The 25,167-nt window shown below is 68.7% G+C and carries 27 protein-coding genes; 6 read left to right on the top strand and 21 right to left on the bottom strand.

Going from position 1 to position 25,167, the window contains the following annotated elements:
* Window positions 1-19: 19 nt before the first annotated feature.
* The 9 genes from nuoE to menD form a co-directional block, all read right to left on the bottom strand.
* Window positions 20-742, bottom strand: a complete 723-nt coding sequence (nuoE, locus tag AMYHA_RS01215; RefSeq protein ID WP_034275330.1) for an NADH-quinone oxidoreductase subunit NuoE — start codon at window positions 740-742, stop codon at window positions 20-22.
* Window positions 739-2,022, bottom strand: coding sequence for an NADH-quinone oxidoreductase subunit D (locus tag AMYHA_RS01220; protein WP_407919899.1), 1,284 nt, complete (start codon window positions 2,020-2,022; stop codon window positions 739-741). Before AMYHA_RS01220 ends, nuoE begins: the two co-directional genes overlap by 4 nt.
* 80 nt (window positions 2,023-2,102) lie before the next feature.
* Complete coding sequence (locus tag AMYHA_RS01225) at window positions 2,103-2,888, bottom strand: NADH-quinone oxidoreductase subunit C (protein ID WP_034267097.1); 786 nt, start codon at window positions 2,886-2,888, stop codon at window positions 2,103-2,105.
* A gap of 7 nt (window positions 2,889-2,895) precedes the next feature.
* Window positions 2,896-3,537 (bottom strand): NuoB/complex I 20 kDa subunit family protein, encoded by a 642-nt coding sequence (locus AMYHA_RS01230; protein WP_084036683.1) that lies wholly within the window; start codon window positions 3,535-3,537, stop codon window positions 2,896-2,898.
* A gap of 45 nt (window positions 3,538-3,582) precedes the next feature.
* Window positions 3,583-3,975, bottom strand: a complete 393-nt coding sequence (locus AMYHA_RS01235) for an NADH-quinone oxidoreductase subunit A (RefSeq protein WP_034275334.1) — start codon at window positions 3,973-3,975, stop codon at window positions 3,583-3,585.
* Between the two features lie 380 nt (window positions 3,976-4,355).
* Window positions 4,356-5,657, bottom strand: coding sequence for a geranylgeranyl reductase family protein (locus AMYHA_RS01240; protein WP_034267100.1), 1,302 nt, complete (start codon window positions 5,655-5,657; stop codon window positions 4,356-4,358).
* A gap of 169 nt (window positions 5,658-5,826) precedes the next feature.
* The gene (locus AMYHA_RS01245; RefSeq protein ID WP_034267103.1) at window positions 5,827-6,519 is read right to left on the bottom strand and encodes a demethylmenaquinone methyltransferase; all 693 of its coding nucleotides are present in this window, start codon (window positions 6,517-6,519) and stop codon (window positions 5,827-5,829) included.
* 103 nt (window positions 6,520-6,622) lie between these two features.
* Window positions 6,623-7,045, bottom strand: coding sequence for a DUF3592 domain-containing protein (locus tag AMYHA_RS01250; RefSeq protein WP_034267106.1), 423 nt, complete (start codon window positions 7,043-7,045; stop codon window positions 6,623-6,625).
* A 52-nt stretch (window positions 7,046-7,097) separates the two neighbouring features.
* Entirely contained in the window at window positions 7,098-8,789 is a 1,692-nt protein-coding gene (menD, locus tag AMYHA_RS01255; RefSeq protein ID WP_034267109.1) for a 2-succinyl-5-enolpyruvyl-6-hydroxy-3-cyclohexene-1-carboxylic-acid synthase, read from the bottom strand.
* A 54-nt stretch (window positions 8,790-8,843) separates the two neighbouring features.
* On the opposite strand from menD, the gene AMYHA_RS01260 reads away from it, so the two are divergent.
* Window positions 8,844-9,767, top strand: coding sequence for a 1,4-dihydroxy-2-naphthoyl-CoA synthase (locus tag AMYHA_RS01260; RefSeq protein WP_034267111.1), 924 nt, complete (start codon window positions 8,844-8,846; stop codon window positions 9,765-9,767).
* Window positions 9,768-9,920: 153 nt separating this feature from the next.
* On the top strand, window positions 9,921-10,451 hold the full coding sequence (locus AMYHA_RS01265) for an SRPBCC family protein (RefSeq protein ID WP_034267115.1): 531 nt from the start codon (window positions 9,921-9,923) through the stop codon (window positions 10,449-10,451).
* A gap of 9 nt (window positions 10,452-10,460) precedes the next feature.
* On the opposite strand, the gene glmS is transcribed toward AMYHA_RS01265, so the two are convergent.
* Window positions 10,461-12,287: a glutamine--fructose-6-phosphate transaminase (isomerizing) gene (gene glmS, locus AMYHA_RS01270; RefSeq protein WP_034267117.1), complete on the bottom strand. Its 1,827-nt coding sequence runs from the start codon at window positions 12,285-12,287 to the stop codon at window positions 10,461-10,463.
* A gap of 13 nt (window positions 12,288-12,300) precedes the next feature.
* On the bottom strand, window positions 12,301-12,579 hold the full coding sequence (locus AMYHA_RS01275) for a hypothetical protein (protein WP_231104589.1): 279 nt from the start codon (window positions 12,577-12,579) through the stop codon (window positions 12,301-12,303).
* Between the two features lie 154 nt (window positions 12,580-12,733).
* On the opposite strand from AMYHA_RS01275, the gene menE reads away from it, so the two are divergent.
* Complete coding sequence (gene menE, locus AMYHA_RS01280) at window positions 12,734-13,867, top strand: o-succinylbenzoate--CoA ligase (RefSeq protein WP_034267119.1); 1,134 nt, start codon at window positions 12,734-12,736, stop codon at window positions 13,865-13,867.
* Window positions 13,868-13,967: 100 nt separating this feature from the next.
* Window positions 13,968-14,840 carry a 1,4-dihydroxy-2-naphthoate polyprenyltransferase gene (locus AMYHA_RS01285; RefSeq protein WP_034267122.1) on the top strand — a complete coding sequence of 291 codons (873 nt, stop codon included), beginning with the start codon at window positions 13,968-13,970 and terminating at the stop codon, window positions 14,838-14,840.
* Window positions 14,841-14,844: 4 nt separating this feature from the next.
* Here the strand turns inward: AMYHA_RS01285 and cds1 are convergent, their stop codons facing one another.
* Together cds1 and AMYHA_RS01295 are read right to left on the bottom strand one after the other, a co-directional pair.
* On the bottom strand, window positions 14,845-15,915 hold the full coding sequence (gene cds1, locus AMYHA_RS01290) for an L-cysteine desulfhydrase Cds1 (RefSeq protein ID WP_034267125.1): 1,071 nt from the start codon (window positions 15,913-15,915) through the stop codon (window positions 14,845-14,847).
* Window positions 15,912-16,211, bottom strand: coding sequence for a DUF4229 domain-containing protein (locus AMYHA_RS01295; protein ID WP_034267127.1), 300 nt, complete (start codon window positions 16,209-16,211; stop codon window positions 15,912-15,914). The genes cds1 and AMYHA_RS01295 overlap by 4 nt, the downstream gene beginning before the upstream one ends.
* Before the next feature lie 308 nt (window positions 16,212-16,519).
* Here AMYHA_RS01295 and AMYHA_RS01300 point away from each other — a divergent pair, with 308 nt between their 5' ends.
* Together AMYHA_RS01300 and AMYHA_RS01305 are read left to right on the top strand one after the other, a co-directional pair.
* On the top strand, window positions 16,520-16,735 hold the full coding sequence (locus tag AMYHA_RS01300) for a BldC family transcriptional regulator (protein WP_034267129.1): 216 nt from the start codon (window positions 16,520-16,522) through the stop codon (window positions 16,733-16,735).
* 159 nt (window positions 16,736-16,894) lie between these two features.
* Complete coding sequence (locus AMYHA_RS01305) at window positions 16,895-17,080, top strand: hypothetical protein (RefSeq protein ID WP_034267131.1); 186 nt, start codon at window positions 16,895-16,897, stop codon at window positions 17,078-17,080.
* 47 nt (window positions 17,081-17,127) lie between these two features.
* On the opposite strand, the gene AMYHA_RS01310 is transcribed toward AMYHA_RS01305, so the two are convergent.
* From AMYHA_RS01310 to AMYHA_RS01345, 8 genes are all read right to left on the bottom strand, one after another.
* Complete coding sequence (locus tag AMYHA_RS01310) at window positions 17,128-18,465, bottom strand: MinD/ParA family ATP-binding protein (RefSeq protein ID WP_034267134.1); 1,338 nt, start codon at window positions 18,463-18,465, stop codon at window positions 17,128-17,130.
* A gap of 112 nt (window positions 18,466-18,577) precedes the next feature.
* Window positions 18,578-19,609 carry a c-type cytochrome biogenesis protein CcsB gene (ccsB, locus tag AMYHA_RS01315; protein ID WP_034267137.1) on the bottom strand — a complete coding sequence of 344 codons (1,032 nt, stop codon included), beginning with the start codon at window positions 19,607-19,609 and terminating at the stop codon, window positions 18,578-18,580.
* A complete protein-coding gene (gene resB, locus AMYHA_RS01320) occupies window positions 19,609-21,222 on the bottom strand; it encodes a cytochrome c biogenesis protein ResB (RefSeq protein ID WP_034267139.1) in 1,614 nt (537 codons plus the stop codon). Before resB ends, ccsB begins: the two co-directional genes overlap by 1 nt.
* Entirely contained in the window at window positions 21,219-21,998 is a 780-nt protein-coding gene (locus tag AMYHA_RS01325) for a cytochrome c biogenesis CcdA family protein (protein ID WP_034267142.1), read from the bottom strand. Before AMYHA_RS01325 ends, resB begins: the two co-directional genes overlap by 4 nt.
* 29 nt (window positions 21,999-22,027) lie before the next feature.
* Window positions 22,028-22,621, bottom strand: a complete 594-nt coding sequence (locus tag AMYHA_RS01330; protein WP_034267145.1) for a TlpA disulfide reductase family protein — start codon at window positions 22,619-22,621, stop codon at window positions 22,028-22,030.
* Between the two features lie 47 nt (window positions 22,622-22,668).
* Window positions 22,669-23,307, bottom strand: coding sequence for a histidine phosphatase family protein (locus tag AMYHA_RS01335; RefSeq protein ID WP_034267148.1), 639 nt, complete (start codon window positions 23,305-23,307; stop codon window positions 22,669-22,671).
* Window positions 23,304-24,599, bottom strand: a complete 1,296-nt coding sequence (hemL, locus tag AMYHA_RS01340; RefSeq protein WP_034267151.1) for a glutamate-1-semialdehyde 2,1-aminomutase — start codon at window positions 24,597-24,599, stop codon at window positions 23,304-23,306. Before hemL ends, AMYHA_RS01335 begins: the two co-directional genes overlap by 4 nt.
* A gap of 113 nt (window positions 24,600-24,712) precedes the next feature.
* Window positions 24,713-25,132 (bottom strand): hypothetical protein, encoded by a 420-nt coding sequence (locus tag AMYHA_RS01345; RefSeq protein WP_051399408.1) that lies wholly within the window; start codon window positions 25,130-25,132, stop codon window positions 24,713-24,715.
* Window positions 25,133-25,167 lie beyond the last annotated feature (35 nt).

Raw genomic sequence — 25,167 nt, forward strand, 5'->3', positions numbered from 1 at the left:
TCGACGGGTGCACCAGGAGTCATCGCGTCTCCTCGTCCCGCATGGCGGGTGCGACCCAGCCGCGTTCCTGCGCGAGCTTCGCGCCGCGCAGCGTCTCCTCGGCGGCCGATGGGCCGTCGACGTCGGTTGCGAACTGCTCGTCCTCCGGGAAGAACCCGGCGAGCTGGAGTTCGACGGACTTCAAGTCGGTCAGCGACGCACCGCGCGTCGGCTGCGGCCGCTCACCCTTGCGCAGCGCGTCGACCAGCTCGACGGCGCTCTGCTCTGTCTGGTTGTCGAAGTACTCGTAGTTGACCTGCAGCACGGGAGCGAGGTCGCAGGCGGCGAGGCACTCGGCGTGTTCGAGGGTGATCGAACCGGTCTCGCCTGGCGTGCCAGCCGTCTCCTCGTGCCCGAGCGGCGTGCCGTTCTCGCCGAGGTGGTCTTGCAGCTTCTTGTAGATCGCATCGCCGCCCATCGCGGCGCACAGCGTGTTGGTGCACACGCTGACCAAGTGCTCGCCGCACGGCTTGCGCTTGTACATGGTGTAGAACGTCGCGACCGCGCTGACCTCGGCGTCGGTGAGGTCCAGCTTCTCGGCACAGAAGGAGATGCCCTCCTGGCTGACGTAGCCCTGCACCGACTGCACCAGGTGCAGCATCGGAAGCAGCGCCGAGCGCGCCTCCGGGTAGCGGCCGATGATCTCGGTGGCCTTGGCGTGGATGTCGGCGTCGAACACGGTCGACTCGGGAACCTGCGTCACCGGTCGCACCCTCCCATCACGGGGTCGAGCGAAGCCACGGCCGCGATCACGTCCGCGACCATGCCGCCCTCAGACATCGCTGGCATCGATTGCAGATTCACGAAGCTTGGGTCGCGCACGTGAACCCGCATCGGACGGGTGCCACCGTCGGAGACCATGTGGTAGCCAAGCTCGCCGCGCGGCGACTCGACCGTGGCGTACACCTGGCCTGGCGGGACGCTGAAGCCCTCGGTAACCAGCTTGAAGTGGTGGATCAGCGACTCCATCGACTGACCCATGATGTTGCGGACGTGCTCAAGCGAGTTGCCCATACCGTCCGAGGAGATCGACAGCTGGGCCGGCCAGGCGATCTTCTTGTCCTCGACCATCACCGGGCCCGGTTCGAGCTTCTTGACCGCCTGCTTGATGATCCGCAGCGACTGGTGGATCTCTTCGACCCGGATCCGGTACCTGGCGTACGAGTCGGCCTCGTGCGCGATGGGGACCTCGAAGTCATAGTCCTCGTAGCCCAGATATGGGTCTGTCCGGCGCAGGTCCCACTCAAGACCAGCCGAGCGCAGCACCGGACCGGTGATGCCAAGCGCGAGGCAAGCATCCACCGGCAGATAGCCGATGCCCTTGAGCCGCTGCTGCCAGATCGGCTGCCCTGTCAGCAGCTTGTCGTAGTCCGGCAGCCGCTTGTCCATCGTCTTGACGAACTCGTCGATCTTCTCTTCGGCGTCCGCGGGCAGGTCCTGCGCGACCCCGCCCGGCCGGATGAAGGCGTGGTTCATCCGCAAGCCGGTGAGGAACTCCAGCAGGTGCAACGCCTCTTCGCGCTCCCGGAAGCCAGCGGTCATCGCGGTCAGCGCGCCGAGCTCCATACCGCCGGTGGCGAGCGCGACCATGTGCGAGCTGATCCGGTTGATCTCGAGCAGCAGCACCCGGATGACCTCGGCGCGCTTGGGGATCTCGATGCCGAGCAGCTTCTCGACGCCCATGCAGTACGCCGCCTCGTTGGACAGCGGCGCGAGGTAGTCCATCCGCGTCACGAACGTGACGCCCTGAGTCCAGGTGCGGTACTCGGTGTTCTTCTCGATGCCGGTGTGCAGGTAACCGATGACCGACCGCAGGTCGGTGACCGTCTCCCCTTCCAGCTCGAGCACCAGCCGGAGCACGCCGTGCGTGGACGGGTGCTGCGGGCCGAGGTTCATGACGATCTTCTCGTCGCCACCGACCTCGGAGATGACGTCGTCCCAGTCGCCACCGGTGACGGTGTAGACCGGGCCCTCCGTCGTCATCCGCGCCGCGGCTGGCTCCTGGCTCTCCGCGCCGTTTTCCGTGGTGTCGGTGCCGGTCGTCGCGTTCGAAAGCCGCTCTGTCACGAGTACGCCCTCCGCTGGTCCGGTGGTGGGATCTCGGTGCCCTTGTATTCCACGGGGATGCCACCGAGCGGGTAGTCCTTGCGCTGCGGATAGCCGTCCCAGTCATCCGGCATCAGGATCCTGGTCAGCGCGGGGTGGCCGTCGTAGACGATGCCGAACATGTCGTAGGCCTCCCGCTCGTGCCAGTCGGCCGTCGGGTAGACGTCCACAATGGATGGCACGTGCGGGTCGTCGATGTCGAGGCAGACCTCGAGCCGAATCCGGCGCCGGTAGGTCATCGACAGCAGGTGATAGACCGAGTGCAGCCGCTGCGGCACGTCGGGACCGTAGTCAACGCCGGACACCGAGCTGCACATCTCGAACCGCAGCCCCGAGTCGTCCCGCAGCGTGCGGCACACCTCGACCAGGTGCTCGCGCTGCACGTAGAAGGTGATCTCACCGCGGTCGATGGTCACCTGCTGGATCACGCTCGCGTCGATGCCCCTGTCCGAGAGCGCCGCGAGGAACTCGTCAGCGAACTCGTCGAAACCGCCGCCGAACGGCCGCTCCGCCGCGGGCGGGGTGTAGGCGGGCAGCCGGAGGCCGCCATAGCCCGAGGTGTCCCCCGTGCCTCGAACACCGAACATGCCCTTGCGCTCGCGGCCCGCGACGACCGCGCGGGCGGGCTCGGTGCCGAACGGCTCGAGACCGGCTTCCTTACGCTCCGCGCTGGACTGGGCCTCGCCGGGCTGCGGCTGACCGTCCTGGTTCTCTGTGGTGGTGGGCTCGTCAGATTCGGTCACGCCAGCGTCAGCGCTCCTCTAGCAGTTGCAGCGGGATGGTGCTGCTGCGTTTGCCTTCCACCTCGTTGGGCGGGACGGTTCGCAGCCGCTCGTCACGGGTCTTGGCCGAGGCGTGGGCGACGGACGACGGCGGGAGCGCGAGTTCCTCGCCCTTCTCCGCCTTGAGCTTGGCGCGGTTCGGGCCCATCGGCTCGTGCTTGATCTTCTCGTGCAGCTTCATGATCGCGTCGATCAGCATCTCCGGCCGGGGCGGGCACCCAGGCAGGTACATGTCCACCGGCACGATGTGATCGACACCCTGCACGATGGCGTAGTTGTTGAACATGCCACCGGACGAGGCGCAGACCCCCATGGAGAGCACCCACTTGGGCTCGGACATCTGGTCGTAGATCTGGCGCAGAACGGGGGCCATCTTCTGGCTGACCCTGCCAGCGACGATCATCAGATCCGCCTGCCGAGGCGAAGCCCGGAACACCTCCATGCCGAACCGCGACAGGTCGTAGCGGGGGCCGCCGCTGGTCATCATCTCGATGGCACAGCACGCGAGGCCGAACGTCGCGGGCCACAGCGAGGACTGACGCGACCAGTTAGCCAGTTTCTCCACGCTGGCGAGCAAAACCCCGCTCGGCAGTTTCTCCTCAAGCCCCATGCCAGGCTCCTCCCTGAACGTCGATCGCGGACACCGCAGGCCCGATCAGTCCCATTCCAGGCCCCCTCGCGCCCACTCGTACACGTAGGGAATCGTGATCGCGACGATGAAGATGGTGACGGCGATGAAGCCGAACATCCCAACGGCGTCCGCTGCCACCGCGTACGGATAGAGGAAGACCATTTCGATGTCGAAGAGGATGAACAGCATCCCGGTCAGGTAGAACTTCACCGGAATCCGCCCACCACCAGCGACCGGCTGCGGCGAGGGCTCGATGCCGCACTCATACGGCTCGCTCTTGGCTTTGTTGAACCGCTTCGGCCCGACGAGCGGGGCGATCGCCACCGAGAACACGGCGAACCCGAACGAGAGCGCGAGGAGCATCACCAGCGGCAGGTAGGCATCGAGCCCGCCCGAAGCTGCGATGTCGTCCGGCATGACCACACCCATCCCTTCCGCGATGGCACAATAGGCTTGTGAAATCCTTCACGAGCCCTGGCAGCGACGTTGTGAAGGGGTTCACAAGGCTTTGGGACCGCAGTCTAGGACCCTCGTCACGTTCTTGTCTGCGGGGGATGGTCAACGGCCGTCGTTTCCGTCCGCATGATGCGAAATCGAGCGTGAAACGCCCAGTTGAGAGAGCCGTCGGTCACATTCGCCATGCGGTGTTACGGTTCTCACAACGCAGGGTTACCAGCGGGTAACTTGTGGCGGGCGTCTCCCCCGGATGCGCGGCGTGCGGCGCGAGGCCGCGCGGGCGCGTTCGGCGGCTTGAGGCGCCGGTGAGCGCGCTCAGGGGACGCGGTGTCGCGCGGTGCTCAGCGGGGCGCTGGAGCGAGCCGGGACGCCGCGGCGATGATGCGGTCGACGGCGTCGCCGCCCTTGGCGTCGTAGCAGCCGGAAAGGCCCTTGTAGATCAACGGGATCAGCCGATTGATCCGCAGCCCGTACTTCGTCGCGGTTCGCATCACCTTCGGGTTGCCGATGGCCTTCGCGAACGCGTTGCCGAGCTGGTAGTAGCCGCCCATCAGCTCGGACAGCGCGAGCGGGTACGCCGCCAGCGCGCGCTCCCGCGACGGACCCTCCGGCCGCGCGAGCGCCTGCACCACGCACTCGGCGGCGACCTGAGCGGATTCCATGGCGGCGGATATGCCCTCGCCGTTGAACGGGCTCACCATGCCGCCCGCGTCGCCAAGCAGCAGCAGGCCGTCGCGGTAGTGCGGGGTACGGTTGAAGCCCATCGGCAGGCCAGCGCCGCCGATCTTGCCGACCGCGTTCTCCTCGCGGAAGCCCCACTCCTCCGGCGTCGAGTCGAGCCACGTGCGCAGCAGCGCACGGTAGTCGGTGTTGCGGAACGCCGCCGAGGTTGACAACATCCCGAGCCCGACGTTGACCGTGCCGTCGCCAAGCGGGAACGCCCAGCCGTAGCCGGGCAGCAGGCGCGGGTTGGCGGGGTCGCTGCGATCCCACAGCTCGAGGTGGCCCTCGATGTAGGGCTCGTCGTGGCGAGGACTCTTGTAGTAGCGCCGGACAGCGACGCCCATCGGGCGCTTGTCGTTGCGGTCGATGCCGACGCTGCGCGCGATCCGACCCGACACGCCGTCACAGGCGAGCACCAGCGGCGCGCGGTAGGTCACCGGGGTCTTCTCCGGGCCGACCTTGGCGGTGACGCCGATAACGCGCCCGGTGCGCTCGTCGGTGACGGCGCCGGTCACCGATGTTCGTTCGTACAACCGCGCGCCGGCTTTCTGCGCTGTCTGCGCGAGCAGCTGGTCAAAGTCGTCGCGGGTGCGGGAGACGCCGTACGGCGGGTAGCTGGCCAGATCCGGCCACGGCAGTTCCAGCGTGATGTCGCCCGCCAGGATGCGCAGGCCGGTGCTGTGCACCCAGCCCGCCTCTTCGCGGGTGTCGATCCCGAGGTCGATCAGCTGCTTCACACCGCGCGGGGTGAGCCCATCGCCGCAGACCTTCTCCCTGGGAAACGACGTCTTCTCCAGTACAAGGACGTCGAGGCCTGCCCGTGCGAGGTAGGTCGCTGCCGTCGATCCCGCTGGTCCAGCGCCGACGACAAGGACGTCGGCGTCCTCGTGCGGCGCGCGTCGGCTAGGCGTCTGGCTCATATCCGACACTGTACGGGGCGTGATCTATCCGGCCGTCGAGATGTGCACCACGGCGCGCGCCGGCGGCGCGGGTGCAGGCGGTGTTAGCCGAGGCGATCTTGAGGCGTTGTGGCTGCTATGGCGACCAGAACGCCTCAAGATCGACCGAGGTGGCGCCGTCCGCGTGCGCCTATGCCGTTGGCTTGGTGGCCCGGTGTACCGCGACGACGCCGAAGGTGAGGTTCAGCCACTCGACGTTCTCCCAGCCAGCCGAGGCGATGATCTCGCCAAGCTGGTGCTGCTCCGGCCACGCGGCCATGGACTCCGCGAGGTAGGAGTACGCATCCGGATTGGACGACTGGCGCTTGCCGAGCCAGGTCAGCGCGCGCATCAGGACCTTCTCGTGCATCAGCCGGATCGGCGCGAATGGTGGCGTGGACACCTCGCAGATCACCAGCCTGCCGCCCGGCTTAACCACGCGGGCGATCTCGGTCAGCGCTGCCTTGGTGTCGACGAAGTTGCGCAGGCCGAACGCGATCGTCACGGCGTCGAAGCTCTCGTCAGCGAACGGCAGCCGGAGCGCGTCGGCGGCCACCATCGGCACCTGCCGGTGTTTGCCGCTGCGCAGCATGCCGAGCGAGAAGTCCGCGGCGACACACCACGCGCCAGCCTGGCCGAACTCCACTGTGGACACACCGGTGCCCGCGGCGAGGTCGAGCACCCGCTCGCCAGGCTGGGCATTGAGCACCCTGCCGGTTGTGATGCGCCAGCGGCGGTCGAAGCCGAACGTCATGACCGAGTTCGCCCGGTCATAGCCGCTGGCGACGTCGTCGAACATCGCGGCGACGTCGCGGGGATCTTTGTCAAGGCTCGCGCGAGACATGTCGTGCAGCCTAGTCGGGGGCGGGTGCGACTCACGACCACCAAGGTGCGACTCACGCGAAATAGGGTGCGACTCGCGGCCACCAAGGTGCGACTCGCGGCACCTAAGCGGGGGACTCGCGACGGCGGAGCCACCAGAGCAACGGGCCCGCGATGAGCCAGGTGACCGCGATGGTGACACCCGTGGGGAGCAGGCTCAGCGTGAACGTCCTGCCAGCGACCCGCACCAGGTCGGGGTTGGTGACGTCGTACTCGACGTGCACCAACTGCCCCTCAACGAGGCCACCTGGGTAGAGCACGCCGTCCTGCGAGATGTGCACCGCGCCGTCCGCTGTCTCGAACCGGACGATAGTCCGGTCCCAGCCGACCGACAGCACCTCGGCGTTAGCCGCACCGAGGTTCGACTCGATCGCGCTGTCATTGCGGTAGGCGGCGAGCACAAGGACCAGCATCAGCAGCGTGATCAGGCCAGCGACGCCGAGCACAACCCAGCGCGCGATCCGCCATCGCCGTCGCTGCCGCGCCATCGTCGTCACACCTGCAGAGGCTACTGCGGCGCCGTCACGCACTGCCGTCCCGTCAGGCACCGACGCCGTCCCGCACCGCGCGGGAGACGGCCGCGCGCAGCCTGCCGTGCAGGTCCCTGCGGGTGTCACGGTCGATACCGACCTCGACAACGCGCAGGCCGTCCGGCGGCCGCAGCGCATCGCGCAGCTCATCGCTGCTGGTCACCAGCGTGTGCGGGACGCCGTAGCCCGCGCAGAGCGCCCCGATATTCGCGCCGTGTGGCGTGCCGAAGACCCGCTCGAAGCTGCGGCTGTGCGCCGGTTCACCCTGTTCGAGCAGCGAGAAGATACCGCCGCCGTCGTCGTTGACGACCACGATCGTCAAGTCGGGGCGGCGTTCGAGAGTACCGGTGAGCAGACCGTTGCTGTCGTGCAGGAACGTCAGGTCACCGAGCAACGCATACGACGGGCCGTGGTGCACCAAAGCGGCGCCGACGGCGGCGGACACCGTGCCGTCGATGCCTGCTACGCCCCGGTTGCGGTGCACGATCACGTCGGGCCGCACCGGACCAGCTGCGAGCGCGATATCGCGAGTCGGGTTGGACGAGCCGACAACCAGCAGCGAGTCGCTGGGCAGCGCGGCCATGACGTCGGCGGCCACGGCGGGGCCGGTCGGCCACGGCTCTGCGGCGAGTGCGGCGTTCACGGCGTCGCGGGCGGCGGCGTCGGCGGCACGCCAGCACGCGAGCCACTCTGGGTCGGCGGGCTTCGTCGGCTCGGCGAACCACTGCCCGACCTGCCGCACGTTGTGGGCAGGCGCTGGCCAGTCCGTGTCCGGCCGGACGAGCAGCACCTCAACGTCCGCGTCCGCGAGCAGTTGCTGCACCTGCCGGAACACCGTGGGACGTCCGATGCAGAGGACCTGCTCCGGCTTATGGGCCGCGACAAACTCCGGCACCGCGAGCAGCCACGCGCCGCTGGTGATCGCGGAGTCGCCAGACACCCCCGCACCACCGGTCTCGGCGATCAACGGCCAGCCATTGGCCTCCGCCCACTCGGCGGCCGCCGCGACCCCCGAGTCACAGGCGATGACGAGGCCGGTACGGGTGGAGGGCACGACGAACGCGGGCAGCGCGCCGTAGTCGGGCAGTTCGGTCCAGCGCTGGCCGTTTGGCCTGCCGTCGAGTGGTTCCGGCCACGCATCGGCGTCCTGCCCCGCGTCGGGGACCAGCGGCTCGCGAAACGGCACGTTGAGGTGCACCGGACCGGAACGCCACTCGCCGTAGGCGGCGTTCCACGCCCGGCAGACCTGGCTGCGCCAGTAGGCGTTCTGCCCGGTGTGGGTGTCGGCGATAGCCAGCTCATTGAAGTAGCGAACGGCATCGCCGTAGAGCCGATCCTGGTCGATGACCTGGTTCGCGCCGGACGCGCGCAGCTCGGGCGGGCGGTCGGCGGTCAGCACGATCAGCGGCACCCCCGCGCGGTCGGCTTCGAGCACGGCGGGGTGGAAGTTGGCGGCAGCGGTGCCAGAGGTGCAGACGACCACGGTGGGACGTCCGGTACGCGCGGCGATGCCCAGCGCAAGGAAGCCAGCGGAGCGCTCGTCAATGCGAACGTGCAGGCTGACCCTGCCCGCCTCGGCGGCATCGAACAGCGCCATGGACAGCGGCGCGTTTCGGGAGCCTGGGCACAGCACGACGTGCGACACGGTGTTGCGCACGAGTTCGTCGACGAGCACCCTCGCCTGAGCTGTCGACGGATTCACCTGGCGGCCCCGCTGCGATCACTGGGTGTCGGCACACGGCATATTCTCCCAGACATGCCAGCCACACGAGTGTCCGAACTGTTCGACCCCTCCGCGTGGGAAGAGGTCGACGGGTTCGACTTCACCGACATCACCTATCACTGCTCCACCGAGAGCCGCTCGGGTAAGCGCGTGCTCCGGATTGCCTTCAACCGTCCTGACGTGCGCAACGCGTTCCGTCCGCACACTGTGGACGAGCTGTACCGCGCGCTCGACCACGCGAGGATGTGCTCCGACGTCGGCGCCGTCCTGCTCACCGGGAACGGACCGTCGCCGCGCGATGGCGGCTGGGCGTTCTGTTCCGGTGGTGACCAGCGTATTCGCGGCAAGACCGGATATCAGTACGCCGACGGGGAGACGTCAGACACGGTGGACCCGGCGCGGGCCGGTCGGCTGCACATCCTCGAGGTGCAGCGGTTGATCCGTTTCATGCCGAAGGTCGTGATCTGCGTGGTGCCTGGTTGGGCAGCGGGCGGCGGCCACTCGCTGCACGTGGTGTGCGATCTCACACTCGCCTCGCGCGAGCACGCGCGATTCAAGCAGACCGACGCCGACGTCGGCTCGTTCGACGGCGGATTCGGCTCGGCGTACCTGGCGAAGATGGTCGGGCAGAAGTTCGCGCGGGAGATCTTCTTCCTCGGCCGCTCATACGACGCCGAACAGATGCACAACATGGGCGCGGTCAACGCCGTCGTGCCGCACGAGTCGCTTGAGGCCGAGGCGCTGGAGTGGGCGTGGGACGTCAATGGCAAGTCGCCAACGGCGCAGCGGATGCTCAAGTACGCCTTCAACCTGGTCGACGACGGCCTTGTCGGCCAGCAACTGTTCGCTGGCGAGACCACGCGGCTGGCGTACATGACGGACGAAGCCGTCGAGGGCAGGGACTCGTTCCTGCAGAAGCGGGAGCCGGACTGGTCGGCGTATCCGTACTTTTACTGACGGCGTGCCGTGCGGTGCCGAGTGGTCCGGTGTTGATCTACTTCCTGCGCGCCGCGACCACGAGAACCGAAAATATCGGACATACCCTGGTCGCACGGCGCAGGAAGCTGATCAACTACGTGCGGCACAGCTAGCCGAGAACGGGAGTGTGGCGTGAGGTACGCGGACGCACCGGAAGCGCACGTCGAGTGCCGGGTACAAGCGTCGCCGTCGCGGGTGTGGTCGCTGGTGAGCGACATCGAACTGCCCGTCCGGTTCAGTCCCGAGCTGCAGCGAGTCGAGTGGACCGGCGACGCGACCGGTCCCGCGCTCGGTGCGACGTTCATCGGGCACAACCGCAACCAGATCCTCGGCGAGTGGCGGACGCTCTCGCGGGTCGTCGAGCTGGTGCCGGAGCGCGTGTTCGCCTGGGCGGTCTTCGACGCGGACGGCGTCTTCGGCGGATCGGCCGCGAAGCCGGACGCTCCCGCGGCGACCTGGCGGTTCGAGCTGGCGCCGGACGGCGACGGCGACGCGACGCTGCTGCGGCAGTCCGCCCGGCTCGGGCCGGGTCCGTCCGGGCTCACGCTGGCCATCGACCGCGCGCCGGACCGGGAGGAGGCGATCGTCGCCTACCGGGTGGACGACCTCCACAACGGCATGCGGACCACGCTCGACGGCATCAAGGCCCTCGCGGAGGCCTAGCGGGTCTTCTCACTCCACGGTGACACTCTTCGCCAGGTTGCGCGGCTTGTCGATGTCGCGGCCGAGGCGCAGCGCCAAGTGATAGGCGAACAGTTGCAGCGGGATCGTCAGCAGGATCGGGTCCAGCTCCGGCGTCGCGTGCGGCACGCGGATCTCGGCGTCAACGAGGCCGGCTGGCAGGTCGGCGTTGGTCACCGCGATCACCGGGCCACCACGCGCCTTGATCTGCTCGATCGTGCCGACGTTCTTGGCGAGCAGTTCATCGTCCGGGACGAGTACCACCGACGGCATCGTCTCGTCGATCAGCGCGAGCGGCCCGTGCTTCAACTCGGAAGCCTGGTACGCCTCGGCGTGAACGTAGGAGATCTCCTTGAGCTTCTGCGCGCCTTCGCGCGCGGCGGGCCAGCACCGCACGCGACCGATGAAGAACATCCCGCGCGCCTCGTGGAATCGGTCGGCGACCTTGGCGATCTGGTCCTCGGTCGCCAAGATCTCGGCCAACAGCTCTGGCAGCGCGGCGAGCCCGTTGACGAGCCGGGTGCCATTGGCGACCGAGAGGTCACGCACCCGCCCGAGCAGCAGTGCGAGCAACGCGAACGAGAAACTCATACTGGTCACGGCCTTGGTCGACGCCACGGACACCTCTGGCCCTGAGTGCAGCAGCACGCCGTGGCCGCACTCCCGCGCGATGGCGCTGCCGACGACGTTGACGACGCCGATGACCTGCCCGCCCTTGCGTTGCAGCTCGCGCACGGCGGCGAGGGTGTCCGCGGTTTCACCTGACTGGCTGACGGCGACGTAGAGCGTGTCGCCGTCGATGACCGGGTTGCGGTAGCGGAACTCCGACGCGGGCTCGGCGTCCGCTGGCAGCCGCGCCAGCTCCTCGACAAGGTTCGCGCCGATCTGGCCCGCGTAGTACGCCGAGCCGCAGCCGAGGAACTTCACGCTGCGCACGGCCCTGAGCGCCCGTGCGTCCAGGTTGATCCCGCCGAGCCTGGCGGTGGAGAACCGCTCGTCGAGCCTGCCGAGCAGCGCCCGCCGGATGGCCTCCGGCTGCTCGTGCATCTCCTTGTGCATGAAGTTGTCGTAGCCGTCGAGCTGGAAGTCGGTGTCGTCGACGTCCACTGTGGTGGGTGACTTCGCTGTGCTGCGGGCCTGCAACGTGCTGGTGCGGTAGTCATCGGCCGTCAGGGTGGCCAGCTCGCCGTCGTCCAGGTAGACGACGCTCTGGGTATAGCGGACCAGCGCGGCGACGTCGGAGGCGACGAACATCTCGCCGTCGCCCACACCGAGCACGATCGGGCTGCCGTTGCGCGCGACCACCAGCTCCCCCGGCTTGGTCGCGTCGATGACGACGATCCCGTACGCGCCGTCGACGTCGTGCAACGCGGTGCGCACCGCCGCTTCCAGTGATTCCGCGCCGTCGTCGAGCGCTTTGGCGACCAGGTGCGCGATGGCCTCGGTGTCGGTGTCCGATGCGAAGCTGACGCCGTCGGCGGTGAGGCGAGCCCGCAGCTCGTCGGCGTTTTCCAGGATGCCGTTGTGGACGACGGCGATGCGCTTGCTCGCGTCCTGCTGCGGGTGAGCGTTGGCGTCGGTCGGCTCGCCGTGGGTGGCCCAGCGGGTGTGCGCGATGCCGGACGTCGCGGGCAGTCCCTCGCCAACGAGTTCCCGCAGCTCACCGACCCGCACGGCAGCCTTGGTGACCTTGAGCCGGTTGCGGTGCGGCACGGCGATACCGGCCGAGTCGTAGCCGCGATACTCCAGCCGGTGCAGGCCCTCAAGCAGGATCGGGGTCGCGCGTCTGCCGCCGACGTAGCCCACGATGCCGCACATGTGTCCTCCCTTGTTAGCCGTAGACGATGCGCCGTAGCTGACGCTCCGTCACCTCGCCAGCGCCGACTGGCCGCCGCGCCAGTTCCGCTGCGATCCGCGTCCACGCCTCGGCGTTCTTGCGGCCTCTGCGGCGCAGTTCGGCATGCCGCCGCCGGACGTACTCCTCCCGCGTCTCGCCGTAGTAAGCGATGACGTCGGCGATCACGCGCGCCGCGACGTTCTCCGGGAGTCCTGTCGTGCCTGCGACGTGCCGGACGAGATCTTCCGGCAGGTGTCGGTCGGCAGCGGGCACAGGCGTCAGCCTGTCACCCGGTCGAGTGTTTCAGCAAGCTTCTTGCCCGATTTCGGGCAGGGACGAGTTTCGGCGGAGGTTGTTCGGCCCGGCTGGGAGTGAGTAAGAGCCCTTCGTCGCACTGCCCACGGCCACATACCGCACAATCGTTCGGATGAACGTGGTGGAGGTCGACGGCACGCCGGACGCAGCGCGGAGGCTGATGCGGGCGCTAACCGACGCGCTCGACGGCGGCGACACCGTGCTGCCCCTCGCGGCCAACACCCCCGACGCCGAACCGCCGCCGGACGCGCCGTCGTCGGCCGCCGCGGTGATCAGGACATCGGGCTCGACGGGGACACCGAAGGACGTGCTGCTGTCCGCCCGCGCGCTCACCGCATCGGCGACGGCCACGCACGCGCGACTAGGCGGGCCAGGGCATTGGCTACTCGCCACGCCCGCGCATTACATCGGCGGCTTGCAGGTGCTGGTGCGTTCGTTGCTCGCGGGCACAGAGCCGGGCGTGCTCGATCTGTCCAGTGGCTTCCAGCCCGAGGCCTTCGCGCAGGTCAGCAAGGCCCTACCGGGGGAAGGTCCGCGCTACACCGCGCTGGTGCCGACACAGCTCGCCCGGCTGCTCGACGCCGGGCAAGCCGACGCCGCGGCGTCGTTCGACGCGATCATCATCGGCGGCGCCGCCCTGCCTACCGGGTTACGCGAGCGCGCCGAGGACAACGGCGTCCGCGTGATCAGCGCGTACGGCATGAGCGAAACGGCGGGCGGCTGCGTCTACGACGGCGTCCCGCTCGACGGCGTGCGGGTGGCGACAGACGCGCCCACCGAGGCAGGACGCGTGCGGCTCACCGGACCGATACTGGCGGACGGTTACCTGAACGACGATGCCGAGACGTCAGCCGCCTTCCGAGACGGCTGGTTCCACACCAACGACCTCGGCCGCATCTCCCCGGACGGCCGCCTGGAGATCCTGGGACGCGCGGACGACGTCATCAACACCGGCGGGGTAAAGGTCGCCGCCCACGCCGTCGCGGATGCCCTGCTGTCCCACCGGGGTGTGCGGGACGCCTGCGTCGTCGGCCTGCAAGACCCGGACTGGGGCGAGGCGGTCGTCGCCGCCGTCGTCCCGCACGACCCCGAGCGGCCACCAGCACCGGACGACCTCACGGCGCACGTCCGGACCGCCCTCGGCGCGCCGTCCGCACCGAAGCGTGTCCGGTTCGTCGCGGAACTCCCGCTGCGGGGTCCAGGCAAGCCGGACCACGACGCCGTGCGCCGCCTGTTGCGAAGCTGACCCGCGCATTATTGCCAAGAAGGGATTCTTGCGAGCGCCACACGCGAGTAGGAAGCCCTTCGTCGCACCCCACCCGGCGACATCGGCAAGAATGCACCCCATGGCAACGATCACCGCATGGGTGCAGGGCGCACGTCTCCGCACGCTGCCAAACGCCGTCGCGCCGGTCGTCGTCGGCGCAGGGGCCGCGGCCGAACTGGACGCGTTCTCCTGGCTGCGCTCGACACTGGCGCTCATCGTCGCGCTGGCGCTGATCGTCGGCGTGAACTACGCGAACGACTACTCCGACGGCGTGCGTGGCACCGACGACGATCGCGTCGGACCGCTGCGGCTGGTCGCCTCCGGCACCGCCGAAGCGAAGTCCGTGCTCGCGGCGGCACTCAGCAGTTTCGTGCTCGCCTGCGTCGCGGGGCTCGCGCTGGTCATCCTCAGCGGCGCATGGTGGCTGCTCGCGGTCGGGGCGGCGTGCGTCGGCGGCGCATGGTTTTACACCGGCGGCACACGCCCGTACGGCTACGCGGGCTTCGGCGAGATCGCGGTGTTCGTGTTCTTCGGCCTCGCCGCCGTGCTCGGCACGGTCTATGTCCAGGCGGGCACGGTCAGCCTGCTCGCGCTGGGCAGCGCGGTGGCGGTGGGCGCGTTCTCGTCTGCGGTGCTGCTGGCCAACAACCTGCGAGACATCCCAAGCGACGCCGAGGCTGGCAAGCGCACCCTCGCGGTCAAGCTCGGCGATCGCCACACGCGGACGCTCTACCTCGCGCTGATCGTGCTGCCGTTCGCGGTGACCATCGCGATGGCGTTCGCACTGCCGCCAGTGCTGCTCGCGTCCGTGACCGCGCTCGCGTTACTCCGCCCGGCACGCACCATCCTCAGCCGCGCGACGGGCCGCGCACTCATCCCCGTCCTCGCCGACACCGGGCTGGCACTCCTGCTCTGGGCGGTCGTCACCGGCGCGGTGCTGGCAGCGGCCTGAGCGGCTAGCCCCAGCGCCCCGTGGCCAAGAATGACTCCAGCCGCTCCCGGTGCGGTGCCAGGTCCAGCCCCTGCTCGGCGATCCACCCGTCGTCGTAGTAGGTGTGCGCGTACCGCTCGCCGCCGTCGCAGACCAGCGTCACCACACTCCCGGTGCGGCCCTCCGCCAGCATCCGCGCGATCAGTTGGAACGCACCGTAGAGGTTCGTGCCGGTCGAGCCACCCGCCCAGTGCCCGGTGCGCTCCCGCAGCAGCCGGATCGCGGCGAACGACCCCGCGTCCGGGATCGGCAGCATCTCATCGATCACGCCCGGCAGGAACGACGGCTCCACCCGTGGCCGACCGATTCCCTCGATCCGCGACGGCATCCCGGTGGTGTAGTCCATCGCCCCGGTGCACCAGGCGTGGTAGAAGGACGAATTCTCCGGGTCGACCACCGCGATGCGGGTGGCATGACGTCGATAACGCACGTAGCGGCCCAGCGTCGCGCTGGTACCGCCGGTGCCCGCTCCGACGACGACCCAGGTGGGCACTGGATGCCGTTCCTGACGCATCTGCGCGAAGATCGACTCGGCGATGTTGTTGTTGCCACGCCAATCGGTCGCACGCTCTGCGTAGGTGAACTGGTCGAGATAGTGCCCATCGCACTCGGCCGCGAGCCGTTCGGCCTCGGCGTAGATCTCCGGCGGCTTATCGACGTAGTGACAGCGCCCGCCGTAGAACTCGATCAGGTCGATCTTCTCTTTACTCGTGCTGCGCGGCACAACGGTGACGAAGTCGAGCCCGAGCAGCCGGGCGAAGTACGCCTCGGAGACCGCCGTCGACCCGCTCGACGCCTCGACAAGCACGGTTTTCGGCCCGATGTCGCCGTTGACCAGTCCGTACAGCAGCAGCGACCGCGCGAGCCGGTGCTTGAGCGAGCCGGTCGGGTGCACCGACTCGTCCTTCAAATACAGGTCGATGCCCCACTCCAGCGGCAGCGGGAAGACGTGCAGGTGGGTGTCGGCGCTGCGGTTGGCGTCGGCATCGATGACGCGCACCGCCTCGTCCACCCATGCGGGATCGGGACGACTCACGTCTGGGAATCCCCTTCGGCCTCCCGGTCGCCACGCAGTTCCGCGCGCAGCCGCGCCTTCTCGGCTTTACGACGCTCTCCCCTGACCGCGAGACCCGCCGTGACTCGCGCGTTGAGCCCACGGAACAGCAGCAGGCCGAGCGGGAAGCTGACGACCAGCGCGACGATCAGCGCGACAAGCGGCGGCGCGCCCGCGAGCCCGACGAGCAGCGCCGTGACCACGGCGACCAGCCCAAGTCGTGCGAGCAAATACAGCGTCAAGTCGACGCCGAAGCGGTCGTTAGTCCGTTCACTCACAAAAGACCACGTTACGCTTTCCCCACCGGGCCGAGTGACCCCAGGACCCCGGCGGTACGGTGCGAGCCCAGCGAGTCCTTGCGAGTTGCGACTGGATGCGGTGAACTTTCGTCACGGCATGACCGGTGCCTAACGCCCGATTCGTACCCCTAAAGACCCTTACCTCCCCTTTACTATCAGCCAACCGTTCGAGTACTCGACGCGTCCGGTGCAATGATTGTGGTGTTATTTGCCCATCCGTGGGCGTCCGTATGCCGCACTCACGTCATGCGGGGATAGTAGCGAAAGTCGCAAAGGAGGCTCGAAGGATGACCGCAACAGTGCCTCAGTCGGGGGGACGTCTGCTCACCCCTGGCGAAGTGGCATCCCTGTTCCGTGTTGACCCGAAGACGGTGACCCGGTGGGCTGCCGCGGGTCGCATCGGATCGATCAGGACGCCCGGTGGGCACCGTAGGTTCCGCGAAGAAGAGGTCAACGAACTGCTCGCGAAGTTGACGACGGAAGCCACCGACCTCGTCGAGTAACGACTGGGACTCATCCCAGCGTAGGCATCGAGCCGAAGACGGCAGGGCGTGCCGTGACGCACCCGCCTGCCGCCTTCGGCTCGATGCGTTTACACATATCTCAGCTCCAGCGGGCTACCCTCGTAGTAGGCACCCCTGCCCGCCATGGAAGGAGCGAGAATGCACTACCTGCTTGCCGCTATCGGCGCGGTGACGATCGCAGTGCTGCTGTGGCGGGCGTTTGTCGCCTCCGAGCGCGTCGGAGTGCCCACAGAACGCCCGCAAGTCGCTCCCGACGACGACCCGGATTTCTTGCGCAAGCTCAGCGAACAGCAGCGCAAGAAAAAGAAGGACGAAGAGGAGTAGCTCGTGCGACTGGCCCGGCTATCAGCACGCCGGGCCAGCTAACCCCGCTACTGGCCACCGAACCCGTCCGCGACGGCGGCGCCGAGCTCAAGCAGCTTCGTGCGGGTGGCGTCGTGCAGCTGGTCCAGCTCGATCTCGGCCCCCTCCTCCAGATGCGGATCGAACGGGATCTGGCAGACCGCCCGCACCCGCGCCGCGAAGTGTGCCTCCAGCTTGTCCAGGTCGACCGATCCCGCCCTCGGCCGCACCGAGTTGATCACCGCGACGGAGCGTTTCACCAGCTCGCCGTACCCGTGCGCGTCCAGCCAGTCCAGCGTCGCCGATGCGCTGCGAGCGCCGTCGACCGAACCAGATGAGACGAGCACCAGCGAGTCGGCCAGCTCGAGCACGCCCTTCATCGCGGAATGCATCAGTCCGGTGCCGCAGTCGGTCAGCACGATGTTGTAGAAGTGCTCAAGCAGATCGACCGCGCGCCGGTAGTCGTTCTCGGAGAACGCCTCGGAGACGGCGGGATCCTGCTCGCTCGCCAGGATCTCCAGCCTGCTTGGCCCCTGCGAGGTGTAGGCGCGGATGTCGCTGTAGCGCGTGATCCGGTCGGCGTCGCGCAGCAGGTGCCGAACCGTCGCCGTCGTCTCCATCGGGATCTTCTGCGACAGCGTGCCCCTGTCGGGGTTGGCGTCGACGGCGACCACCCTGTCCCCGCGCAGCGAAGCGAACGTCGAGCCGAGGGTCGTGGTCATCGTCGTCTTGCCGACGCCGCCCTTGAGGCTGAGCATCGCGATCTTGTAGCAGCCCCGCAGCGGCTGGTTGACCCGCATGATCAGCTCGCGCTTTCTGCGGTCCTCCGGGCTCTCCCCCGGGTTGATCAGCCTGCCGCTCGCCACGTAGACGGCCTTGCGCCAGCCGGACTGCGGCCGCCGCTTCACCGGCCGGATCAGGTGCGCCGACGCGAGATCGCCGTTCGGGCCAGCGGCGTGCCTTCCCCTGTGCGGCGGCTGCTGCGGATACTGCTGCCCCATGGGCGGCATCATGTGCTGCTGCTGATCGACGGGTACCTGCGGCGGATACCCGGGCACGGCCTGCTGCGGCCCCGGCTGCCCTGGCATGGGCTGCTGCATCGCGTGGTGGTGCGGGTGATACGGCTGCTGGTGCGGCCGCGCGGCGTACGGATCACTGTCGGGGACGACGGGCGGCACCTCGTCGTGTCCGACAGGCTGCGCTGAAGCGGCCCCGTATTGACCGTACGTCGCGGGGAACTCATGCGAGTCGGTACGGCCATCCGATGGCGCCTCGTCGATATCACCGATGTCACCAAGGTCGGCGATGTCGTCGGCATCGGCCGGCCCTGGGTGCGCCGAGGTGGCTTCGTGGTTCGGCTCGCTCACTCCGGTCCTCCTGTGTGTCGCTGGGCGCGCGAAAAGATCGGCAGGCCCCGTCCCTCAACGACGGTAGCCGCCAGCCCGCCCCGGTGCATATGTCGTCATATGCACCACCGTGTTAGCCCACTCCGGCGTAGGAGTGCAGGCCGGTGGTGACGAGGTTGATGAAGAAGAGGTTGAACACGATCAGCGCGAACCCGGTGACGTTGATCCACGCGGCAGGCCTGCCTCGCCAGCCAGCGGTCGCGCGAGCGTGCAAGTACGCAGCGTAGACAACCCAGGCGACGAACGCCACCGTCTCCTTCGGGTCCCAGCCCCAGAACCGGCCCCATGCCGCCTCTGCCCAGATCGCGCCGCAAACTACCCCGAACGTGTAAATGGGGAAGGCCAGCACGGTGGTGCGATAGGACAGCCGGTCCAGCAGGTCGCGGCCGGGCAGATGCCCCGCCAGCTTCGCGAACCGGGACGAGTTGGACTCGTGGCTGTCGCGCATCAGATACAGCACGCTCGCCACCCCTGGCACCAGGAACATCCCCGACGACACGATCGCAGCGGCGACGTGCACGATCAGCCAGTAGGACTGCAACGCGGGCTGCACCGGGGCAGCCGTCGCGTACAGCATCGTGCCGCCAACGAACAGCAAGATCACCACCGGCAGCAGCACGAACGCCGACAGGTGGCGCACCGACGGGTACTTCCGCAGCACGACGAGCCAGGTGACGACCGCGATCAGGCAGACGGCCATCACGTACTCGTACATGTTGCCCCAAGGCACGCGGCTTGTCGCGAGCCCGCGCAGCACCAGCGCCGCGAGGTGCAGCAGCGCGCCGAGCACCGTCAGCGAGACGCCCATCCTGCCGAACCTGGCCGCCCGCGACGTCGACCGCCGCGCCGACGGCGACAGCGGCGGCTCAGCCGAACCGGCCGGAGTGGAGATCGGCGCGGGAGTCCGTGCGGTCGCGTCGACCGCCCCGCCGGCCGACGCGCCCACCAGCTCGTGCTTCCGGGCCGCGGTGCGCTCCGCACGCAGCCGCCCCGCACGGCCGAACGCCTGCTCGACGGCGAAGAACACCATCGCGAGCACGTAGATCAGCGTCGCGGTGTTGTACGACCAGTCGCTGAACCGCGACAGCGTCTCGTCAACCGGCATCACGGACTCCTTGTGTCCTGGTTGAGCAGGTCAGCGGCGATCTCGTCGAACTCGTCGCCATAACCCGCCTGGTCGGTTCGCGCCAGGCCACCGACCTCGATAACGGTACGTCCCCCGCCTTCCGCGCCGGCGGCAGGGGCGACGCGAATCCACACCCGTCGCCGCTTGACCAGCAACGACAGCGCGAGGCCCACCAGCATCGCCACCGCGAAACCGAGCACCCACAGCTGCGTCGGGTCGTGCGAGACCTGCAACGACACCCAGCGCTGCACGCCGTCGAAGGAGATCGTGGTGCCGTCGTCCAGCGTGATGGACTCGCCAACCCGCAGGTTCTCCCGTGCGACCCGCTCCAGCGCGCCCTTCTCCACCATCGACTGGTCGATCGCGAAGATGGACTGGCCGTAGCCGGAGTCGATGCCGAGATCGCCACGCATGATGTCGACGGCGACGGTGGGATCGGTCAGCTTCGGGCCCGCCGAGCTGAGGATCTTGCCGTTGAACACCGGGGTCGGCGCGAACAGCCCGGTCACCGCGAGCTGGTTGTCCCTGCGCGTGGCCGAGTCGGTGATACCGGGCGGGTCGAACTTCGTCGCGCCGTCCGACAGCAGCGTCGTCTGGTCGGCCGGCCGCCACTGCGTCGCCTGTGTCCGCTTCTCCCCGTTCGGGAACGTCACGGTGAACACCGGGGCGAAGCCGTGACCGAGCAGGTAGACCCGGTCGCCAGCGGTGCGCAGCGGCTCGTTCACCTCGAGCTGGTACGGGCGCCAGGTGTTGCTGGCGAGGTCGGCGCCGGAGGAGTACTCGATATCCGCGCGGTATTGGATGGGTTGGCCGAGTTCGGTGTAGGTCGGCTTGAAGTCGTTCACCCTGACGCAGAACGGCGTCAGTTCGGTGCCGTCCACCCGCAGTCCCGGGTTGAACGAGTCGTACGCGTAGATGCCGGAGTTGCAGAACTCCGAGCCGTCCGCGTGCACGATGACCTGTCCCTCGTAGACGACCATCTTGCCGATGGCGAACGAGATGATCAGTCCGAGCATCGCGAAGTGGAACAGCAGGTTACCGGTCTCGCGCAGGTAGCCCTTCTCCGCGCTGATGCTGCGGACGCCGTCACCCTCGTCGCGTTCGGTCGTGCGCCAGCCCTTGAACCGCTTACGCGCCGTGGCAAGGACGTCGTCGGCGTCGCTGGTCACGGTGCTCGACGCGTGGTGCGGCAGCCGAGACAGGTTGCGCGGGGTCAGCACCGGCTTGGCGCGCATCGAACGCACGTACTCCACGCTGCGCGGCGCGAGGCAGCCGACCAACGAGATCATCAGCAGCAGGTAGATCGCGGAGAACCACACGCTGCCGTAGACCGCGAAGAAACCGAGGGTGTCCAGCAGCTCGCCCCACCAGCCGTGCTCGGCGATGTACTCCCGCACCTTGGGCTCGTTCAGCGAGCGCTGCGGCAGCATCGCGCCAGGCATCGCGGCGAGCGCGAGCAGGAACAGCAGGATCAGCGCGGTGCGCATCGATGTCAGGCCGCGCCAGGTGTTGCGGACGAACGCGAAGGCACGCCGCGCGGGAGTCGCGCGGTACCCCCGCGACTCCTGGTTCGTCCGCGTCTCGCTGCTCACAGCGGCAGCACCACGTCCGAGATGAAGGCGTCCCGCATCCAGCCGACCATCTCGCCCCACAGCCCGGTCACCAGCATGATGCCGACGACGAGCAGCAGCCCGCCGCCAGCGAGCTGGACCTTGCGGCCGTTGCGGCGCAGCCAGTCGGTGGCGCGCACCGCCCACCGCGCGCCGAAGGCGATCAGCACGAACGGCAGCCCGAGGCCGAGGCAGTAGATGATCACCAGAAGGAAGCCGCGCGCCGCGGTGTCACCTGTCGAGCTCGCGATGGCGAGCACCCCCGCCAGCGTCGGGCCGATGCAGGGTGTCCAGCCGATCGCGAAGATGCCACCGAGCACGGGGGCGCCCGCGAGACCGATACGCGGCACGGTGTGGATCCGCGCCTCGCGTTGCAGCATCGGCACCATGCCGAGGAAGACCAGCGCCATGGCGATGGTCAGTACTCCACCGATGCGTTCCAGCAGCTGCTGGTTCACCAACAGCGCGTCGGCCAGCCACACCAGGCTGCCAACGGTGGCTGCGAAGACAAGCGTGAACCCGATGACGAACAGCGCCGCCGCGCCGACGACGCGGAACCGACCCTGCCTGGCCTGCTCGCTGTCCTCGGCGTCTACCGCGGGCGCGTCCGCGCCGACCAGCGCGGCCAGGTAGGCGAGGTAGCCAGGCACGAGCGGCACGACGCACGGCGATGCGAACGAGATCGTCCCCGCGAGCAGCGCGAGTCCTGCCGCGAGCAGCAGCGGACCCGAGGTCGCTAACTCGGTGATGGAGTCCACGTAGCTCAGGGTAGGCAGTGACGTACGTCCTACCGCCGCCGGGCGTCAGGTTCGTCCGCCAGCCGCCGCACGACCGGCAGCAGGTCCTCCGCCAGCAGTTCCTTGAGGAAGACGACGGCGACGCGGTGTTGCTTGTCCAGCACGATCGTCGACGGCACGATGTTGCGCGGATAGCCCTTCAGCGGCAGCAGCGAGCGGCCAGGCGGGTCGTAGATCGACGGGTAGGTCAGTCCCCTGTCCCGCATGAAGTCCTGCGGCGCGGCGCGGGAGTGGTCGCGGACGTCGATGCCGAGCACCTGCACGCCGTCGTCCTTGGTCTTGTCGTACACCTGCTGCAGCTCGGGGGCTTCGCGGCGGCACGGGCCGCACCACTGGCCCCAGATGTTGATGACGACGACCTTGCCTTCGTAATCAGCCGTCGAGATGGTTTCGCCCTCGTTGAACAGGTCCTCGCCCGAGATCTCCAACGACTGCCGGTCCGCACTGTCGTAGCGGATGGTCGTCTTGCCCTCTGGCGCGACGAAGTTGAACTGGCTGCCCGCCACGACGGCGTCGTCCCCCGTGCTACAGCCGGTCAGCACGAGCAGCGCCACGGCGGCAAGCGCGGCCGCCCTGCGCCCCATCCCGGCGGACGCGACACGTCCGGCCGGTGACTCACGCCGTCGCCGAGTCATGCGCCACGCACCTTCGGGTCGGTGTGTCCCGCCGGTTCGCAGTAGTCGATGTCCACGAGTGTCTCGTTGTCGAAGACCAGGCTGGTCAGCGAGGCCAGCGAGCACTGCCTGCTGCGCGGGTCGTGCCACAACGGGCGTGCCTCGAGGAATCGCCGCAGCGTCCAGATCGGCAGCTGGTGCGACACGCACACCGCCTCGCGGCCTTCCGCGGCAGCCCGCGCCCGGTACGCCGCGCCGAGCATCCTGCGCGCGACGTCACGGTACGGCTCGCCCCATGAGGGCAGGAACGGGTTGCGCAGCTTCGGCCAGTGCCTCGGCTGCCGCAGCACCCCATCACCGACCGAGACCCGCATGCCCTCGAAGTCGTTCTCCGACTCGATCAACTGCTCGTCGGTGGCGACGTCGAGCCGGTGCGCGGACGCGATCGGTGTCGCCGTCTCCTGCGCGCGCTGCAACGGCGACGCGACGACGTGCGCGATGTCGTGGTGGGCCAGCGTCTCGGCGACCGTGATGGCCTGCCGCTGGCCCTGCTCCGACAGCTTGTAGCCGGACAACCGGCCGTAGAGGATCCCGTCCGGGTTGTGCACCTCGCCGTGGCGGAGGAAGTGCACAACCGTTCGGCGGGCCCGCGTCATCTCGTGGCCTCCGCGGCTGCCTGCGCGGCGCGCGGCAGCGCGGCCTCGATCCGCTCGAACGCCTCGTCATCCATCGCGGCGTTGACGAACCACGCCTCGAACGCGCTCGGCGGCGGGTAAATGCCCTGCTCAAGCATGGCGTGGAAGAACGGCGCGAACCGGAACGTCTCGGCAGCGGCAGCGCCCGCGTAGTCGTGCACCGGCTGGTCGGTGAAGAACACCGACACCAGGTTGCCCGCGAACTGCACGGCGTGCGCCACCCCCGCCTTGGTCAGCGCCTCGTCGAGCAGGCCGCCAAGCCGCTGCGCGTTGGCATCCAGCGCGCGGTAGACGTCCGCGTCGGCGTTGCGCAGCGTGGTGAGGCCAGCGGCGACGGCGACGGGGTTCCCGGCGAGCGTGCCAGCCTGGTAGACGGGGCCGCTCGGCGCGAGCGATGCCATGACGTCGGCGCGCCCGCCGAACGCGGCGGCAGGCAGCCCTCCTGACATCACCTTGCCGAAGGTGTAGAGGTCACCCGCGACGCCGTCGATGCCGTACCAACCGGCGGACGACACGCGAAAGCCGGTCATCACCTCGTCCATGATCAGCAGCGCGCCGTTCTCGCTGGCGAGCCGCTTGAGTTCGGCGTTGAACCCGTCGCGCGGGGCGATGGCGCCCATGTTGCCGGGGGCGGCCTCGGTGATAACGGCGGCGATCTCGCCGTCGTGGTCGGCGAATGCCTTCCGCACGGCGTCGACGTCGTTGTAGGGCAGCACGATGGTGTCGGCCGCGGACGCGCCGGTGACACCGGGCGTCTTGGGTAGTCCGAGCGTGGCGACACCGGAGCCAGCCTCAGCGAGCAGCGCGTCGACGTGGCCGTGGTAGCAGCCGGCGAACTTGACGATCTTGCTGCGGCCGGTGAAACCGCGGGCGAGGCGGATCGCGCTCATGGTGGCCTCGGTGCCTGAGTTGACCAGCCGCACCTGCTCGACCGGCGCCACGCGCTCGATCAGCGCCTCGGCGAGCTCGACCTCGCCCATGGTCGGCGTGCCGAACGAGAGGCCAGAGCTCGCCACCGAGCGCACTGCGTCTACCACGGCGGGATGCGCGTGGCCGAGGATCATCGGGCCCCAGGAGGCGACCAGGTCAACGTAGCTGTTGCCGTCGGCGTCGCGCAGGTACGCGCCGTCACCGGCGACCATGAACCGGGGCGTGCCACCGACCGCGCTGAACGCGCGCACCGGGGAATTCACGCCACCGGGTGTCACCGCTGTCGCGCGATCGAACCATGCCTGCGACTGCTCGAAACTCATGCTCGCAGTCTCCCAGGCGAACCGCACGGCCGCCGAAGTGGCCTTGGCCAGACGTGAGCTAGGTAGCGCGGCGATGGTCGCTGTCGGGCGGGCGGCGTCCGGCGTGCCCGGTGCTACGCGGCGAATCCCCGCGCGGTGATGTCGGTCAGATCCTGCCCGCGCTCGTCACGCTTCTGCTTCGCACGCACCGGGCGCGCCCGCAGCGCGAGCACGCACTGCCGAGCGGCATCGAGCACGAACAACGAAGCCAGCGTGCCGAGCGCGATGGTGGCCGAGATGACGTCGCCGTGATAGCGGGTCAGCGTGACCTCCCTGCCCTCGCTGACCGGCATCTGGATCTCGGTGATGCCGTACGGCCACAACCGGAACGCCAGCCACACCGCGACACCGGCCAGCGCCATCTCGGCGACAGCGATCAGCGCGCGCACCGGCTGGTTCAGCCGAGGTTCCTGTTGCGACGCCTGCGCATCCTGCTGCTCGGGCTCCGCGTTCGCCCCCAGCGCGCTGCTTTCGCTGCTGCTCGTCACGCTCACCAAACCAGCCTCTCACACCTGGACATATCAGACCG

This window comes from Haloechinothrix halophila YIM 93223 (assembly GCF_000504245.1).
Taxonomy (GTDB): Bacteria; Actinomycetota; Actinomycetes; order Mycobacteriales; family Pseudonocardiaceae; genus Haloechinothrix_A; species Haloechinothrix_A halophila.

Excerpts from the sequence above, each read along its gene's own strand:
- AMYHA_RS01220 (WP_407919899.1), bottom strand. The coding sequence starts at position 2,022 with ATGACGACGGAGGGCCCGGTCTACACCGTCACCGGTGGCGACTGGGAC.
- AMYHA_RS01230 (WP_084036683.1), bottom strand. The coding sequence starts at position 3,537 with ATGGGGCTTGAGGAGAAACTGCCGAGCGGGGTTTTGCTCGCCAGCGTG.
- AMYHA_RS01235 (WP_034275334.1), bottom strand. The coding sequence starts at position 3,975 with ATGCCGGACGACATCGCAGCTTCGGGCGGGCTCGATGCCTACCTGCCG.
- AMYHA_RS01240 (WP_034267100.1), bottom strand. The coding sequence starts at position 5,657 with ATGAGCCAGACGCCTAGCCGACGCGCGCCGCACGAGGACGCCGACGTC.
- AMYHA_RS01245 (WP_034267103.1), bottom strand. The coding sequence starts at position 6,519 with ATGTCTCGCGCGAGCCTTGACAAAGATCCCCGCGACGTCGCCGCGATG.
- AMYHA_RS01250 (WP_034267106.1), bottom strand. The coding sequence starts at position 7,045 with ATGGCGCGGCAGCGACGGCGATGGCGGATCGCGCGCTGGGTTGTGCTC.
- AMYHA_RS01260 (WP_034267111.1), top strand. The coding sequence starts at position 8,844 with ATGCCAGCCACACGAGTGTCCGAACTGTTCGACCCCTCCGCGTGGGAA.
- glmS (WP_034267117.1), bottom strand. The coding sequence starts at position 12,287 with ATGTGCGGCATCGTGGGCTACGTCGGCGGCAGACGCGCGACCCCGATC.
- menE (WP_034267119.1), top strand. The coding sequence starts at position 12,734 with ATGAACGTGGTGGAGGTCGACGGCACGCCGGACGCAGCGCGGAGGCTG.
- AMYHA_RS01285 (WP_034267122.1), top strand. The coding sequence starts at position 13,968 with ATGGCAACGATCACCGCATGGGTGCAGGGCGCACGTCTCCGCACGCTG.
- AMYHA_RS01300 (WP_034267129.1), top strand. The coding sequence starts at position 16,520 with ATGACCGCAACAGTGCCTCAGTCGGGGGGACGTCTGCTCACCCCTGGC.
- AMYHA_RS01305 (WP_034267131.1), top strand. The coding sequence starts at position 16,895 with ATGCACTACCTGCTTGCCGCTATCGGCGCGGTGACGATCGCAGTGCTG.
- ccsB (WP_034267137.1), bottom strand. The coding sequence starts at position 19,609 with ATGCCGGTTGACGAGACGCTGTCGCGGTTCAGCGACTGGTCGTACAAC.
- AMYHA_RS01330 (WP_034267145.1), bottom strand. The coding sequence starts at position 22,621 with ATGGGGCGCAGGGCGGCCGCGCTTGCCGCCGTGGCGCTGCTCGTGCTG.
- AMYHA_RS01335 (WP_034267148.1), bottom strand. The coding sequence starts at position 23,307 with ATGACGCGGGCCCGCCGAACGGTTGTGCACTTCCTCCGCCACGGCGAG.
- hemL (WP_034267151.1), bottom strand. The coding sequence starts at position 24,599 with ATGAGTTTCGAGCAGTCGCAGGCATGGTTCGATCGCGCGACAGCGGTG.